Origin of the sequence: Cryobacterium sp. TMB1-7, assembly GCF_004402435.1 — a bacterium.
Taxonomy (GTDB): Bacteria; Actinomycetota; Actinomycetes; order Actinomycetales; family Microbacteriaceae; genus Cryobacterium; species Cryobacterium zongtaii.
Map to the genome: position 1 here is coordinate 163,190 of NZ_SOFZ01000007.1, position 14,926 is coordinate 178,115.

At 69.0% G+C, this 14,926-nt stretch carries 15 protein-coding genes; 7 read left to right on the forward strand and 8 right to left on the reverse strand.

The features are described 5' to 3' along the window. Positions 1 to 19: 19 nt before the first annotated feature. Positions 20 to 1,576 carry an aminopeptidase P family protein gene (locus E3O60_RS01860; protein ID WP_134497009.1) on the forward strand — a complete coding sequence of 519 codons (1,557 nt, stop codon included), beginning with the start codon at positions 20 to 22 and terminating at the stop codon, positions 1,574 to 1,576. Here the strand turns inward: E3O60_RS01860 and E3O60_RS01865 are convergent. Continuing rightward, positions 1,573 to 2,256, reverse strand: a complete 684-nt coding sequence (locus tag E3O60_RS01865; protein ID WP_241993186.1) for a general stress protein — start codon at positions 2,254 to 2,256, stop codon at positions 1,573 to 1,575. The two genes, E3O60_RS01860 and E3O60_RS01865, sit on opposite strands and share 4 nt — an antisense overlap. Before the next feature lie 180 nt (positions 2,257 to 2,436). Between E3O60_RS01865 and E3O60_RS01870 the strand changes: the two genes are divergently transcribed. From E3O60_RS01870 to E3O60_RS01885, 4 genes are read left to right on the forward strand one after another with little or no spacing between them, the layout of a single operon-like run. Then, positions 2,437 to 3,768, forward strand: coding sequence for a magnesium transporter MgtE N-terminal domain-containing protein (locus E3O60_RS01870; protein ID WP_088455632.1), 1,332 nt, complete (start codon positions 2,437 to 2,439; stop codon positions 3,766 to 3,768). Then, on the forward strand, positions 3,755 to 4,396 hold the full coding sequence (locus E3O60_RS01875) for a DUF1003 domain-containing protein (protein ID WP_088455631.1): 642 nt from the start codon (positions 3,755 to 3,757) through the stop codon (positions 4,394 to 4,396). Before E3O60_RS01870 ends, E3O60_RS01875 begins: the two co-directional genes overlap by 14 nt. Beyond that, positions 4,389 to 5,558 (forward strand): P-loop NTPase, encoded by a 1,170-nt coding sequence (locus E3O60_RS01880; protein WP_241980345.1) that lies wholly within the window; start codon positions 4,389 to 4,391, stop codon positions 5,556 to 5,558. Before E3O60_RS01875 ends, E3O60_RS01880 begins: the two co-directional genes overlap by 8 nt. A 43-nt stretch (positions 5,559 to 5,601) precedes the next feature. Then, entirely contained in the window at positions 5,602 to 7,167 is a 1,566-nt protein-coding gene (locus E3O60_RS01885; protein ID WP_241993187.1) for a succinic semialdehyde dehydrogenase, read from the forward strand. A 95-nt stretch (positions 7,168 to 7,262) separates the two neighbouring features. Here the strand turns inward: E3O60_RS01885 and E3O60_RS01890 are convergent, their stop codons facing one another. Both E3O60_RS01890 and E3O60_RS01895 read right to left on the reverse strand, forming a co-directional pair. After that, a complete protein-coding gene (locus E3O60_RS01890) occupies positions 7,263 to 7,916 on the reverse strand; it encodes a hypothetical protein (RefSeq protein WP_134409529.1) in 654 nt (217 codons plus the stop codon). 204 nt (positions 7,917 to 8,120) lie between these two features. Then, positions 8,121 to 8,504 (reverse strand): twin-arginine translocase TatA/TatE family subunit, encoded by a 384-nt coding sequence (locus E3O60_RS01895; protein WP_088455627.1) that lies wholly within the window; start codon positions 8,502 to 8,504, stop codon positions 8,121 to 8,123. Between the two features lie 88 nt (positions 8,505 to 8,592). Here E3O60_RS01895 and E3O60_RS01900 point away from each other — a divergent pair, with 88 nt between their 5' ends. Next, positions 8,593 to 9,225 (forward strand): O-methyltransferase, encoded by a 633-nt coding sequence (locus E3O60_RS01900; RefSeq protein ID WP_088455626.1) that lies wholly within the window; start codon positions 8,593 to 8,595, stop codon positions 9,223 to 9,225. Positions 9,226 to 9,301: 76 nt separating this feature from the next. Here the strand turns inward: E3O60_RS01900 and E3O60_RS01905 are convergent, their stop codons facing one another. The 3 genes from E3O60_RS01905 to dapE all read right to left on the reverse strand — a co-directional run bounded on the left by E3O60_RS01905 (position 9,302) and on the right by dapE (position 11,898). Next, positions 9,302 to 9,478 (reverse strand): DUF3117 domain-containing protein, encoded by a 177-nt coding sequence (locus E3O60_RS01905; RefSeq protein ID WP_088457918.1) that lies wholly within the window; start codon positions 9,476 to 9,478, stop codon positions 9,302 to 9,304. Positions 9,479 to 9,540: 62 nt separating this feature from the next. Beyond that, positions 9,541 to 10,782, reverse strand: a complete 1,242-nt coding sequence (locus tag E3O60_RS01910; RefSeq protein ID WP_241980343.1) for a hypothetical protein — start codon at positions 10,780 to 10,782, stop codon at positions 9,541 to 9,543. Positions 10,783 to 10,785: 3 nt separating this feature from the next. After that, on the reverse strand, positions 10,786 to 11,898 hold the full coding sequence (gene dapE, locus E3O60_RS01915) for a succinyl-diaminopimelate desuccinylase (protein WP_088455625.1): 1,113 nt from the start codon (positions 11,896 to 11,898) through the stop codon (positions 10,786 to 10,788). Between the two features lie 31 nt (positions 11,899 to 11,929). On the opposite strand from dapE, the gene dapD reads away from it, so the two are divergent. Further along, positions 11,930 to 12,913 carry a 2,3,4,5-tetrahydropyridine-2,6-dicarboxylate N-succinyltransferase gene (gene dapD / locus E3O60_RS01920; protein ID WP_088455624.1) on the forward strand — a complete coding sequence of 328 codons (984 nt, stop codon included), beginning with the start codon at positions 11,930 to 11,932 and terminating at the stop codon, positions 12,911 to 12,913. Between the two features lie 60 nt (positions 12,914 to 12,973). Here dapD and E3O60_RS01925 read toward each other — a convergent pair whose 3' ends face one another. Further along, positions 12,974 to 14,269 carry a citrate synthase gene (locus tag E3O60_RS01925; RefSeq protein WP_198414983.1) on the reverse strand — a complete coding sequence of 432 codons (1,296 nt, stop codon included), beginning with the start codon at positions 14,267 to 14,269 and terminating at the stop codon, positions 12,974 to 12,976. A gap of 275 nt (positions 14,270 to 14,544) precedes the next feature. Beyond that, the gene (locus E3O60_RS01930) at positions 14,545 to 14,919 is read right to left on the reverse strand and encodes a hypothetical protein (RefSeq protein WP_088455623.1); all 375 of its coding nucleotides are present in this window, start codon (positions 14,917 to 14,919) and stop codon (positions 14,545 to 14,547) included. Positions 14,920 to 14,926: the final 7 nt, after the last annotated feature.

Below are 14,926 nucleotides of genomic sequence, written 5' to 3' on the forward strand. Positions count from 1 at the left end.
CGAGTGGGACAATGGAGGAATGGCTGACTCCACCGACACCGCACCCGCACCCACCCCGGCCGCTCCTGCCGCCCGCTCGAACGAGAACCGCTCGACCACCCCGGGCTCCGCGGGGTTCAAGGAGTACATCTCCAGCGGCTGGGCAGACCGCGCCGAAACCGTGCCGCCCGCCCGCGAGCAGGCCCCCTTCGCGGCCGCCCGGCGGGAACGCATCTCCCAGCAGTACCGCGGACACCGCCTGATCGTGCCCGCCGGGCGCCTCAAGCAGCGCGCCAACGACACCGACTACCCGTTCCGCGCGCACTCAGCGTTCGCGCACCTCACCGGTTGGGGCAGCGACTCCGAGCCCGGCGCCGTGCTCGTGTTCGAACCGACCGCCACCGGCCATGAGACCACCGTGTACTTCCGGGAGCGCGCCGGCCGCGACTCCGATGAGTTCTACGCCAACTCCGAGATCGGCGAGTTCTGGATCGGCCCGCGGCCTTCCATCGCCCAGGTCGCCGGCGACCTCGGCATCACCGTGCGCGGCATCGACGGCTTCGCCGACGTGCTCCGCCGCGTCGACAGCGAAACCCTGCTCGTGCGCGAGGCCGACCCGTTCCTCACCGGCCAGGTCGACGACGCACGCCTGCGCAACGCCGCCGAGAAAATGATCACCGGAAACGGCTCTGACGCCCCGTTCAGCATCGAGATCAACCACGAACACGACGCGGATGCCGGTCTCGCCCGCGACCTGTCCGAGCTGCGGCTCGTGAAGGACGCCTACGAAATCGGCCAGATGCGCCTGGCCGTGGCGGCCACCGCCCGCGGTTTTGAGGACGTCATCCGCGACCTGCCCCGCTCCAGCACGCACCAGCGTGGTGAGCGTCTGGTCGAGGGTGTCTTCAACACCCGCGCCAGGGCCGACGGCAACACCGTCGGCTACGACACCATCGCGGCTTCCGGCCCGCACGCCTGCATCCTGCACTGGACCCGCAACGACGGCCCGGTTCTGTCCGGAGACGTCATGCTGCTGGATGCCGGTGTCGAGGTGGACAGCTACTACACCGCCGACATCACCCGCACCCTGCCGATCGATGGTTCCTTCACCGATGTGCAACGCCGGGTGTACGACGCCGTCCGCGAGGCCGCCGATGCCGCGTTCCTCGTGGCCCGTCCCGGCGCGATCTTCCGGGAGGTGCACGCGGCCGCGATGGCCGTGATCGCCCGGCACACCGCCGACTGGGGCATGCTGCCCGTCACCGCCGAGGAGGCGCTGCAGCCGGAGAACGGCCAGCACCGCCGTTACATGGTGCACGGCACCAGCCACCACCTCGGCCTCGACGTGCACGACTGCGCGCAGGCCCGCCGCGACATGTACATGGACGGCGTGATCGAGGCCGGCATGGTCTTCACGATCGAGCCCGGCCTGTACTTCCAGCCCGACGACCTCACCGTGCCCGCCGAGTACCGGGGCATCGGCGTGCGCATCGAAGACGACATCCTGATCACCGAGACCGGCGCCGAGAACCTCTCCGCCGGCATCCCCCGCGACTCCGCCGCGGTCGAAGCCTGGATGGCGGAGCTGCAGGCCTAGCCGGCGATCGGCGGCTGCGGGTCCGACGGCCCGGCCGCGGGCGGCGCCGATACCGGCGGGGCCGGCTGACCGTAGGCGGGCGGCGCTGTCGGCTGGTCGCCCGCGGGGTCACGTGGTGCGTCCACCGGCGGCAGGGGCACGGACCTCGGCGGGTCGGACGGGTGCGGAGCGGCAGCACCGTCGGGCTCCACGTGTCCGGCCAGCAGGTTGCGGGCCTTGTTCAGCAGCTCCACGTTCACGATCACCTGGTAGTTGCCGGCGATCACCTGCATTGTCGAGGTGAAGTCTTTGCGCCGACGGTTGACGGCGTAGCTGACCAGGCCGAAGAGCATGCCGAAACCGGCACCCATCAGCACGGCGGCGAACACGAACGGCAGGCCGGCCGCGTCAGGGGAGAAGATGAAGAAGAGCAGGCCGAAGAACACCCCGAGCCAGGCCCCCGATGCCGCGCCGGCCAGCGCCACCCGGCCCCAGGTGAGCTTGCCCGTGACACGCTCAACCGTCTTGAGGTCGTTGCCCAGGATCGAGAGCTGCTTCACCGGGAAGTCGGCCTTGGCGAGGACGTCCACGGCCAGCTGGGCCTCGTTGTAGGTCTCGTACGTCGCCACGACCTCGCCCTTGGGCAGAACGGGGTACAGCGCGGCGGCGGCACGACCGCCGAAGGGGCTCTGATTGCTCATGCAGCCATTCTTCCACGCCCACCGGGAATCCCCGATGAGCTGGCTGTGCATCCGTTGGGAGAATGGCTCGATGATCAGCCAAACGGTTGCGCCGCCCGCCCGGGCCCGCACCGTACCGGAGGTGCGGCTCCGCGCATCCGGCACGGCGGTTGTGGAGCCCGCACAAGCTAAGTTATAGGTGTGGCAAACACCAGAGTCTTCGTCGCCCGCCTGGCCGGGTGCAACGTCTTCGACCCCGCGGGCGACCGTGTGGGCAAGGTTCGCGATGTGCTCGTGGTCTACCGAAAAGACGACCCGCCCCGCGTGGTCGGCCTGATCGTCGAAATTCCCGGCAAGCGCCGGGTGTTCGTCTCCATCGGCAGGGTCACCAGCATCGGCAGCGGCCAGATCATCACCACCGGGCTGATCAATGTGCGCCGGTTCGAGCAGCGTGGCGGCGAGGTGCGCGTGATCGCCGAGATGCTCGGCCGCCGGGTCGCGTTCAACGACGGTTCGGGCGAAGCCTCCATCGAGGACGTGGCCATCGAGGAGTCCGCCCAGGGCGACTGGGCCATCAGCCAACTCTTCGTGCGCCGCCCCAAGACCAGTTCATCGCCCTTCACCAAGGGGGCCACGGCGTTCGCCAACTGGGCCGAGGTCTATGAGAAGGTCACGGCCGGTGAGGCCCAGTCCGCCGAGCAGCTCATCGCCACCTACTCGGACATGAAGCCCGCCGACCTCGCGAACACCCTGCTCGACCTGCCGCGCCAACGCATGTTCGAGGTGGCAGAGGAACTGCCCGACGGCCGCCTGGCGGACGTGCTCGAGGAGATGCCCGAAAGCGAGCAGGTGGGCATCCTCACCCGGCTCGGCGACTCACGCGCCGCCGAGGTGCTCGACCACATGCAGCCGGACGACGCGGCCGACCTCATCGCACAGCTGCCAGAGGAGCGCGGCGAGCACCTGCTCGACCTGATGGAGCCCGAAGAAGCCGACGACGTCAGGTTCCTGCTCTCCTACGCTCCGGACACCGCCGGTGGCCTGATGACCACCGAGCCGATCATCGTCTCCGCCGACGCCACCGTCGCTGAGGGGCTGGCCCTCATCCGCCGGCACGACCTCGCGCCGGCGCTTGGTGCGGCGATCTGCGTCACCCTGCCGCCCTACGAACCGCCCACCGGCCGGTTCCTGGGCATGGTGCACTTCCAGCGGATGCTGCGCTACCCGCCGCACGAGCGCCTCGGCACGCTGCTGGACCTCGGTCTGGACCCGGTCACCGCGGACACCTCGGCGGCCGAAGTCAGCCGCATCCTCGCCAGCTACGACCTGGTCTCCGTTCCCGTGGTCGACGAAAACCACCGACTCGTCGGGGTGGTGACGATTGATGACGTGCTCGACTACCTGCTGCCGGACGACTGGCGAAGTCACGACGACGGCGACGAGGTACGCAAACGTGCCACGGCCAGAACCCAGCTGGTAACAGGAAGCATCCCGCTGCCGGGAGTACGGAGGCACGGCAATGGCACGCGCTAACAAGAGCGAACTGCGCCTCGACACCCCCAAGGGCCTGCGCACCACCAACCTCGTCGGTCGTAAGCGCAACGGGCGCAGCAACGACAGGTTCGGCCGGTTCACCGAGGCGATCGCCCGCGGCATGGGCACGCCCTGGTTCCTGCTGGGGCTGAGCGCCCTCGTGGTCTTCTGGGTCGGCTGGAACACCCTCTCCCCCGAGGGCCTCCGTTTCGACTCCATCGAGCTGGGCTTCATCGCGCTCACCCTGGTGCTGTCGCTGCAGGCGTCCTACGCGGCACCGCTGATCCTGCTCGCACAGAACCGGCAGGATGACCGTGACCGGGTGCAGTTCGAACAGGACCGTCAGCGCGCCGAACGCAACCTCGCCGACACCGAGTACCTCGCCCGTGAGGTCGTGGCGCTGCGCTTGGGCATGAAGGACCTCGCCTCGAAGGACTTCCTGCGCGCCGAACTGCGCGCCCTGCTCGACAACCTCGACCAGCGCGACGAACAGGAACGCCGCGAACGCGAGGCCGCCAGGGACCGGGACAGCCGGGAGCTGGAAAGCCGGGAACGTGAGGCCAGTCCCCGCGACAGCCGCGGCACCATCGAGCGCTCCGCCCCGCACGAGGCGCACCCGTTTGACTGACCACCACTCGGCCGACGACAGGGTGCGTGCCGCTCTGACCCGCGTCATCGACCCGGAGATCCGCAAACCCATCACCGAACTCGACATGGTCTCCGACGTCACGATCGACGCCGACGGCGGCGCGACGGTGAGCATCCGCCTCACCATCGCCGGCTGCCCCGCGGCGACCCGGATCGAAACGGATGTGCGCGAAGCCACCGAGTCGGTCGTCGGCGCTGGCCTGGCCCGGGTGCTGGTCTCGGTGATGACGCCGGAGCAGCGCCGGGCCATGACCGAGAAGCTGCGCGGCGGTCAGGGCGCGCGCAGCCTGCAGTTCTCCCCCGACTCGCTCACCCAGATCTACGCCATCACCAGCGGCAAGGGCGGCGTGGGCAAGTCCACCGTCACCGCCAACCTCGCGGTGGCCCTCGCCGCGCGGGGCCTGCGGGTGGGTATCGTCGACGCCGATGTGTACGGCTTCTCTATCCCCGGGCTGCTCGGCTTGGTCACCCCGCCGGCGACCCCCGGCGGTCAGCCCGGCATGGTCAAGCCCACCCAGGTCGGTGACATGATCCTGCCGCCGATCGGCTTCGACGTGAAGGTCATCTCGATCGGCATGTTCGTCGACGACACCTCGGTGGCCGTCGCCTGGCGCGGACCGATGCTGCACCGCACCATCACCCAGTTCCTCACCGAGGTGTACTTCGGCGATCTCGACATCCTGTTGCTCGACCTGCCGCCGGGCACCGGCGACATCGCCATCTCGGTGGGCCAGCTGCTTCCGCACGCCGAGGTCATCGTGGTCACCACACCGCAACCGGCCGCGTCCGACATCTCCGAACGAAGCGGCGCCGTCGCCAGGCAGACCGGCCAGAAGATCTACGGAGTGATCGAGAATATGTCGGGGCTGATGCAGCCGGACGGCACCCTGCTGGAAATCTTCGGCGCCGGCGGCGGCGCCGACGTGGCCGCCCGGCTCTCGGCGGGCCAGGACAGCCCGGTGCCGCTGCTCGGCCAGGTGCCGCTCAGCGTGGCCCTCCGTAGCGGCGGCGACACCGGACTGCCCGTGGTACTCGGTGACCCCGCCGACCCGGCCGCCGAAGCCATCCAGGCCATCGCCGCCACGCTGGCCACCAGGGGCCGCGGCCTGGCCGGGCTGAGCCTGGGCATCAGCCCGCGCTGAGCGCCCCCGCCGCTTGTCGGTAAGCCTGTCTAAACTGGCCAGCATGACTGCGCCAATGCTGACCGCAACCGCCCCGGTACTCCCGTTCACCGTCGAATTGTCCCGCGACATCTGCTCGACGACGGGTGAGACCGTGGGCGTCATCGGCCCGTTCACCGGCACAGAGCTGCACTCCCTGCCGGTGAGCAGCACCGTAGATGTGGCGGATGCGTACGCTCGCGCCCGCCTTGCCCAGATCGGTTGGGCCCGCGCGGGTTTCGCGCACCGCCGGGCGGTGCTCTTGCGCGCCCACGACCTGCTGCTCGCCCGCCGGGAGAGCCTCCTGGACACCCTGCAGACCGAGACCGGCAAGACCAGGGGGCAGGCGTTCGAGGAGGTCTTCCAGGCCGCCGGCGTCACCCGGTACAACGCCGTAGCCGCCCGCCGGGTGTTGGGCGGGGAAACGCGCCGCTCCGGTCTGCCGGTCCTGGTCACCACCCGGGTGCGCCACCGACCCAAGGGCGTCGCCGGGGTCATCACGCCGTGGAACTTTCCGCTGAGCCTGGCCGCGATGGACGTGGTGCCTGCGCTGGCCGCCGGCTGCGGGGTCGTGCAGAAGGCCGACAACCAGGGGGCGCTGAGCATCCTGCTGCTGCGCCGCGCGTTCATCGACGCGGGCGTGCCCGCCGACCTGTGGGCCGTGGTGACCGGCGACGGCGCCGAGATCGGCGGGGCCGTCACGGCCGGCGCGGACTACGTCTGCTTCACCGGGTCGACCGCCACCGGGCTGCGGGTAGGCGCCCAGGCGGCGAGCACCCTCACCGGGGCGTCGCTGGAACTGGGCGGCAAGAACCCGATGATCGTGCTCGACGACGTCGACCCGCACCGCGCCGCCGCGCAGGCCGCCTACGCCTGTTTCTCCTCGATGGGTCAGCTGTGCGTGTCGATCGAGCGCATCTACGTGCAGCGCGCGGTGTCCGATCAGTTCCTGCGCGAGTTCGTCACGGTCACCCGCGCCCTGATCCTCGGTTCGGCGCTGGATTACAGCACGGATGTGGGGTCGCTCACCTCACAGGCGCAGCTCGAGCGGGTCACCGAACACGTCGCCGACGCTCTCGCCCACGGCGCCACCGTGCAGGCCGGCGGGCGGGCCCGGCCCGACCTCGGCCCGTATTTCTACGAACCGACCATCCTCACCGGGGTCACCCCCGGCATGCTCTGCCACGCCGGCGAGACTTTCGGCCCGGTGGTGGCGGTGTCGGTCGTCGACTCGGAGCAGGAGGCCATCCTGGCCGCCAACGACAGCGACTACGGGCTCAACGCGTCGGTGCTCAGCGGCTCGGCCCGGCGTGGTCTGCGGGTCGCCGAGGCGCTGGAGGCCGGCAGCGTGAACGTCAACGAGGGCTACCGAGGGTCGTTCTCCGCCGTGGACGCCCCGATGGGCGGGGTGAAGGACTCCGGTCTGGGCCGTCGCAACGGACCGGAAGGCTTGCTGCGCTTCGTGAACCCGGTCACCATCTCCCGGGCCACTGGCGTGCTCACTCTGCCCGTCAACGGGCAGCAGTTCGGCCGCATGGTCGGCCCGATGCTCCTCCTGGCGCGCACCCTGAAGGCGGCCAGGCGGCGTTAGCCGCCCGCCGCCGACGCGAGTTGCCCCGCGGCGGACGAGTTGCCCCGGCACAGCCGGGCAACTCGTCCACAATGGGGCAGGTCGCGAGAGGACAGTTAGTTGTTGCCGTCGTTGCCGGTGACGTGCACCGCATAGCCCCAGCAGCCGGCATCCGCCCAGTGATAGTAGTCGCCGCCGCCGGTGTCGCCGTCCAGGGCGAGGGTGAACCCGGCCTGCAGTCCGGGTTCGACGTCTCCGAGCCTGGTCATGTCGACGCCCGCGAATTCACCGTCGACGGTGTGCCTGACGGCGTGCCAGTCGTAACCGGCCTCTGCCATGCACTGGCTGATCAATCCGTAGAAGTACTCGTACTCAGCGGGGGTATCGGGAATGGCATCGGGGTTGGGCGTGCGCACCTCGACGACGTTGCCGTCGCCCTCGGCACCGCTGCCGGATGCGTCACCGCCGGTCGCTTCGTCGCCGGCGGTGCCGTCGGTGTTCGTCGTCTCGTCCGCCACGACGACCTCGTCGGGGGTGTCCGCCCCGGCACCCGTCGCCGCCGCGGCGGCAGTCGGTGTCGCTACCGGCGCGGGAGCCGTCGACGGTGTCGCCGATGGCGTGGCCCTGGCGGTCGGAGCCGATGCTGCTGCCAGCACGTTCGTCGTGGGCCGCGAATCCTGCCCGGCCGCGTAGGCCGTCGCACCCACCGACAGCACGGCGACCCCCGCGACGATTCCCACCATGATGAGACGGCTACGTGTATTGCGCATGATGCGACCTTCCCCCGGGGTATTCAGCAACACGGTGCCGCCCCACTCTCTCTGGCAAGGCTACGCCTGGTCCACGCCGGAGAGCGCTCCACGACTCCCCCCTTCCGGGGCGACCGCGCACTGCAACTCGCGAGTTGCTCCCGTGCGGACGAGGTGCCCCGGCACACCGGGGCACCTCGTTCGCAGCAGGGCAACTCGGCGGCGCTAGGTGGCCTCGGAGTCGAACGGCGCGGGCCCGGTCAGGGCGCCTTCCCTGGCACGCTTCCGCTGCAGGTAGGCACTGTCGGGGTTCGGCCCGGCGCGGCCGACCACGGCGGACTTGCCCTTCACGGGCTCGTCCTCGATGAGGGCTTCACGGATGATCCGGCGCGGGTCATACTGCCTGGGGTCGAGTTTCTTCCAGTCGACGTCGTCGAATTCCGGACCCATCTCGTCTTTCATCCGGTCCTTGGCGCCATTGGCCATGTCGCGAAGCTGGCGCACCAGCCGGCCGAGTTGGGCCGCATAGTGCGGCAACTTCTCGGGTCCGAGCAGGAAGACGGCGATGATCCCGATGAGCAGGAGTTTCTCGAACGTCAGACCGAACATGCCCTCAGAATATCCCCCCGGCGAGGCATCCCCGAACCACGGGCCGCACAGCCGTAGTCTTGACCTAATCATCTACTGGAGTTGCGGAATGTCTGACAAAGATCTCAATTGGAAATTCGCCGACGACTCGGTGGTGGAGAGCGACGCCCTGGCACGAGCCCGGCAGCAGTCCCTCGAGCTCGGCATCGACGCCATCGCCCCCTCGGTGGGCGCGCAGTCGGCCGTCATCGCCGCGGCCACCGGAGCCCGCAGCATCCTCGAGGTCGGCACGGGTGCCGGCGTGTCGGGCATCTGGCTGCTCACCGGTGCTCCCGGTGCCACCCTCACCTCGATCGACATCGAGGTTGATCACCTGCAGCACGCCAAGGCCAATTTCCACGAGGCCGGCATCCCCACCAACCGGGTACGCCTCATCACCGGACGCGCCGCCGAGGTCCTGCCGCGCATGAACGAGAACTCCTACGACATCGTGTTCGTGGATGCCGACCCGCAGTCGGTCATCGAGTACGTCGAGCACGGCCTGCGCCTGGCCCGGCCGGGCGGCACCGTCCTGGTGGCGCACGCGCTCTGGCGTGGCCGGGTGGCCGACCCTGTGCAGCGCGACGACGTCGCCACGGGCTTCCGCACCCTGCTCAACGAGATCGCCTCGTCCAAGGCCGTGATCAGCGCGCTCTCCCCCGTCGGCGACGGCCTGCTCCAGATCACGAAGCTGCGCGCGTAGCCTCGCTCCGGATACAGCAATCGGCTGTGCGGAGAACCGCACAGCCGATCAGCTGAAAACCTGTCTTACAGAATTACTACACGGCCGGGGCAACTACGCCCGCGAGCGCATCGTGAAGCTCCTTGGCTTCTGCGTCGTTCACAGAGACGACGAGCCGACCCCCACCTTCGAGCGGTACACGCACGATGATCAGGCGCCCCTCCTTTACAGCCTCCATTGGTCCGTCTCCGGTCCGTGGCTTCATGGCCGCCATGAACTCCCCTTCCATTCGTAGTCTGTACTCCTATTATCGACCATTCGGCCGTCAGACAGTAATTAGGGCGGGGTCCAATCCGCACCGTCCACGCCCCAACAGAGCAAAAGCCAGCCCCACTGGGCGCAGATCAACGCCAGTGTGACCACAACGCGGTACACGGCGTTTCGCGGCGTGGCGAGCGCTCCGAGCAGCGGGAACATCGGCATCAGCAGCCTGAACACACTCGACTGCGGAAAGAACACCGCGAGCAGGTAGAGCGCGTACGAGGCTACCCAGAGCCGCAGGTCCACACCCAGGCTCTTCACCGCCGGCGAGAACATCACCAGTGCGAAGGCGACGATCAGCGCGACAACGGCGATGATGCCCAGAGGCGACCCCAGCCACCACACCCCACTCTGGAACCAGGCCGCAAACGGCACCAGCTCCTGGTAGCCGATGTACGCCGACCGCCAGGCCAGTTCGGTGTCGGTGTACGCGGTGACGGACCCCGTCACCAGCCAGGCGATCCCCGGCCAGGCAAGGCCCATCACCCCACTGAAAACGGCCACGAATGAGGCGGTGACAGCTTCGCGCACCGGGAACGGGTCGCGGGCGCGGCTGTACCAGCGGTAGCCGACGTGCAGGGCCAGGAACAGGGCGAAGGCCAGCCCGCTAGGCCGGGTCAGTGCCATCACGGCGATCACGGGCACCAGCACCAGGTAACGCCGCTCCAGCAGGAGCAGCAGGGCCAGGGTGAGCAGCAGCAGGTGCATCGACTCGGCGTAGCCGAACTGCAGCAGCGGCGAGAGCGGGGCGACGCAGAACAGCAGCACCGAGAACAGCGCCGTTGACGGCGTCTGCACCCGCCGCATCAGCCGGTAGAACAGCAGCGCGGTGCCCAGGCTGCAGACCACCGACACGAACACCGCCACCGGCGCCCACGGGGCCCCTGTGACCAGCATCAGAACCCGCACCACGGCCGGGTAGCCCGGCATGAACGCCCAGGCGTTCTCGCCGACGTGACCGTCCGCGGTGACCGGCAGCACCGACGGGTAGCCGCCGACACCGACGATGTTGTACCAAAGGCCGTCCCACATGGTGGCGAACGCCGTGTAGCCGGGCTTGGCCAGCGTCCAGGCGTTCTGCCCCTGCACGCTGGCCAGCACCAGCACCAGTGAGGTGGTCACCAGCCGGGAGGCCAGCCAGATGACAGAGACTTTCAGCCACCAGGGCACAAGCCGGTAGCGGGCCTGCCAGCGCGCAGGTAGAGCACCGGTGGGGCCTCGGCGAACCGGCAGGGCCGGTGAGCGGGTGTGCGCCACCGGTCAGCCGATGGGCGCGGTCAGCCAGGCGCGCAGGGCGTCCTCGCAGTCGGTGATCTGGGTCAGCGCCACCCGCTCGTCATCGGCGTGCGCCTTGAGAGGGTCACCGGGGCCGTAGTTGACGGCCGGGATGCCCAGGGCGGAGAACCTGGCGACGTCGGTCCAGCCGTACTTGGGGCGCGGCTCCGCGCCGACGGCCTCGAGGAACTTGAGCGCGAGGGGGGCGTCCAGGCCGGGGCGGGCGCCCTCGGCGAGGTCGACCACGGTGATGTCGAAGCCGGCGAAGAGGTCTTCCAGGTGCGCCACGGCCTCCGCGGCCGTGCGGCTGGGCGCGAACCTGTAGTTCACGTGCACCATGCACTCGTCGGGGATGACGTTGCCGGCGATGCCGCCGCTGATCCCCACGGCGTTCAGGCCCTCCCGGTAGACCAGGCCCTCCACCTCCACCTCACGCGGGGTGTAGCCGGCGAGGATGTCCAGGATCGGGGCGGCCTTGTGGATGGCGTTCTCGCCCACCCAGGCGCGGGCGGAGTGCGCCCGCTTGCCGAAGGTGCGCACCTCGATCCGCACGTTGCCGTTGCAGCCGCCCTCGACCTGGCTGTTGCTCGGTTCGCCGAGGATCGCGAAGTCGCCCTCGAACAGGTCGGGACGGTTGGCGGCCAGCCGGCCGAGCCCGTTGAGATCGGCATTGACCTCCTCGTGGTCGTACCACATCCAGGTCACGTCGACGCTGGTGTCGGCGAGCTCGGCGGCGAGTTTGAGTTGCACGGCAACGCCGGCCTTCATGTCCACGGTGCCGCGACCCCAGAGGTAGTCGACGTCGCCGTCGGTCTCGAACCGGGTGGGCAGGTTCTCGTTCAGCGGCACGGTGTCGATGTGCCCGGCGATCACCACGCGCTGAGCACGGCCCAGATTGGTGCGAGCCACGATGGTGTCGCCGTCGCGGATCACTTCCAGGTGCGCGGAGCCGGCCAGGGCGGCCTCGATCGCGTCGGCGAGCGGCGTTTCGTTGCCGGACACCGAGTCCACATCGCAGAGGGCGCGGGTCAGCTCGATCGACGAGGCAGACAGGTCGAGAGCGGGAACGGACGGGTCTATCGTTCGGTCGGAAGGCACTGTACCAATCTACGGCTACTAATCTAGAGCCATGGTCACCGCCCCTCCCCCCGCAGAACAGACAGCCGCCGCCACTCACGCCTGGGGGTATGGCCTGGCCACGATCGCCGGTGACGGCACCGTGCTGGACACCTGGTTCCCGGCGCCGAAGCTGGGTGCGCTGCCCGCCGACCGCGACCGGTGGATCGTGCCCACCGAGCTGGAAGAGGCTGCCGGCCCCGACGCCCGCCGCAACGTGCGTCTCGAGGCCGTCACCGTCGAAATCGACCTGCAGTCGCCCCCCGCGAGCACATCGGATGCCTACCTCCGCCTGCACCTGCTCTCACACCTGCTGGTCAAGCCGAACACGCTCAACCTCGACGGCATCTTCGGCCACCTGCCCAACGTCGTCTGGACCAACGCCGGCCCGGTGCTGCCCGCCGACTTCGATCGCCTGCGGCCGTCGCTCATGCGCCACGGCATCGCCGCCACGGGCCTGGACAAGTTCCCGCCGCTGCTCAACTACGTCTCCCCGGAGCGGGTGCGCATCGCCGACGCCTCCAGGGTGCGCCTGGGTGCCTACCTGTCCCCCGGCACCACCGTCATGCACGAGGGCTTCGTGAACTTCAACGCCGGCACCCTGGGCGTCTCGATGGTCGAGGGCCGCGTGTCCCAGGGTGTCGTGGTCGGTGACGGCGCCGACATCGGCGGCGGCGCATCCATCATGGGCACGCTCTCCGGCGGTGGCACCCAGCGGGTCACCATCGGGGAGCGCGCGCTGCTCGGCGCCAACTCGGGCATCGGCATCTCGATCGGTGATGACTCCGTGGTGGAGGCGGGCCTGTACGTCACCGCCGGCACCAAGGTGGTGCTGCTGGATGCCGCGCGCACGGCCGACGGCGCCCCGCGCACGGCCAAGGCCAAGGACCTCTCCGGTGTGCCGAACCTGCTCTTCCGCCGCAACTCCCTCACCGGCGCGGTCGAGGTGCTCCCCCGCACGGCCGGCATCGTGCTGAACGCCGCCCTGCACGCCTAACGACCTGCCCAAGAAAAAAGCCCCTTCCCGATGGGAAGGGGCTTTTTCGCATCCGCCGGCTTAGCGCTGCGGGTAGTCGCGGGCGACCGAACCCGTGTACAGCTGCTGCGGGCGGCCGATCTTGGTGGTCGTGTCCAGGTTCATCTCGCGCCAGTGCGCGATCCAGCCGGGCAGCCGGCCGATCGCGAACAGCACGGTGAACATGCGCGGCGGGAAGCCCATCGCCTTATAGATCACGCCGGTGTAGAAGTCGACGTTGGGGTAGAGCTTGCGCTCCTTGAAGTAGTCGTCGTTCAGTGCGATGAACTCGAGCTCCTTGGCGATGTCGAGCAGGTCGTCCTTGACGCCGAGGGCCTCGAGTACCGCGTCGGCGCTCTCCTTGACCAGCTTGGCGCGCGGGTCGTAGTTCTTGTAGACCCGGTGGCCGAAGCCCATCAGGCGCACGCCGGCTTCCTTGTTCTTGACCCGCTCGACGTACTTCTGCACGCCTTCGCCGGAGGCCTTGATCTCGTGGAGCATGGTCAGCACGGCCTCGTTGGCGCCGCCGTGCAGCGGGCCGGAGAGAGCATTGATGCCGCCGGAGACCGACGCGAACAGGTTGGCCTCGGTGGAACCGACCAGGCGCACGGCCGAGGTGGACGCGTTCTGCTCGTGGTCTTCGTGCAGCATCAGCAGACGTTCGAGTGCCTTGCTCACGACGGGGTTCACCACGTACGGCTCGGCGAGGGTGCCGAAGTTGAGCTTGATGAAGTTGTCCACGAAGCTCAGCGAGTTGTCCGGGTACAGGAACGCGTGGCCGATGCTCTTCTTGTGCGCGTATGCGGCCATCACGGGCAGCTTGGCGAGCAGCCGGATCATCGACAGTTCGACCTGTTCGGGATCCTTGGGGTCCAGGGAGTCCTGGTAGTAGGTCGACAGCGCGGAGACGCCGGCCGAGAGCACCGACATCGGGTGCGCGTTGTGCGGCAGGGCGTCGTAGAAACGGCGCAGGTCTTCGTGCAGCAGGGTGTGCCGACGGATGCGGGTGTCGAACGCGCTCAGTTCGGTTGCGCTGGGCAGTTCGCCGTAGATCAGGAGCCACGCGGTCTCGAGAAAGCTGGAATTCTGGGCGATCTGTTCGATCGGGTAGCCGCGGTATCGCAGGATCCCGTGTTCGCCGTCGATGTAGGTGATGGCTGACTTCGTTGCCGCCGTGTTCACGAATCCGGAGTCGAACGTGGTGTAGCCGGTCTGCTTGGTGAGCGTCGCGATGTCGATGCTGGACGGGCCGTCTGTGCTGCCCAGGATCGGGAACTGCGCCGTGCCCCCCGGGTAGGTCAGAGTGGCCACCTGCGGACCCGGTACGGGCCGATCGATGAACTGCGGCTCATTGGATGGTGTTCGCTGCGCGACGTCGCTCACGGCGCCTCCCTGGATTTCAAAGCCTTGCGGCTGTTGGTCTGTGGTGGTCCGCCGCAGCACGCTCGTGGTGCTTGGCAACGATAACCCGCTTACAGCCTATTCCGCCGAGGGGCATACTGTTGCATCCGCCAAGATCGACCAGAGTCCATTGGCCCTAGGTCACAGCCGATTTCGGACCGGGCGCGCCGAGCTTTCCGACCCGCAGCCGCCCGCCGACCCGACCTCGTGGCTCAGCGGGTCGGGCGGGTCAGGCCGAAGTGATAGGCCTCGTCGAGCACCTCGATCCAGGCGCCCACCCCGGCCTCGGCCGGCAACCGCACCCATTCGCGCATGGTGCGCCGTCCCATCACAACAGGCCGCCCGGTGTGCTGGGAGACCAGCTGGCGCACCCGGGATTCCGGAACCTTGGCGACGAGGTCGCCGTTGCGGCCGATGAACGCGAACACCTTCTCCTGCACCTTCACACCGTCGCCGTTGAAGATCTTTCCCCGCGTCACGGGCGGATGGGCCGGCAGCTCGGACACGAGCGCGTACAGCGCCCCGACGCTCACGCCGTAGCTGTCCTGAGGAGCGCTGTCGTCGACCGGATGCGCGGTGTCAGCCATGCCCTCA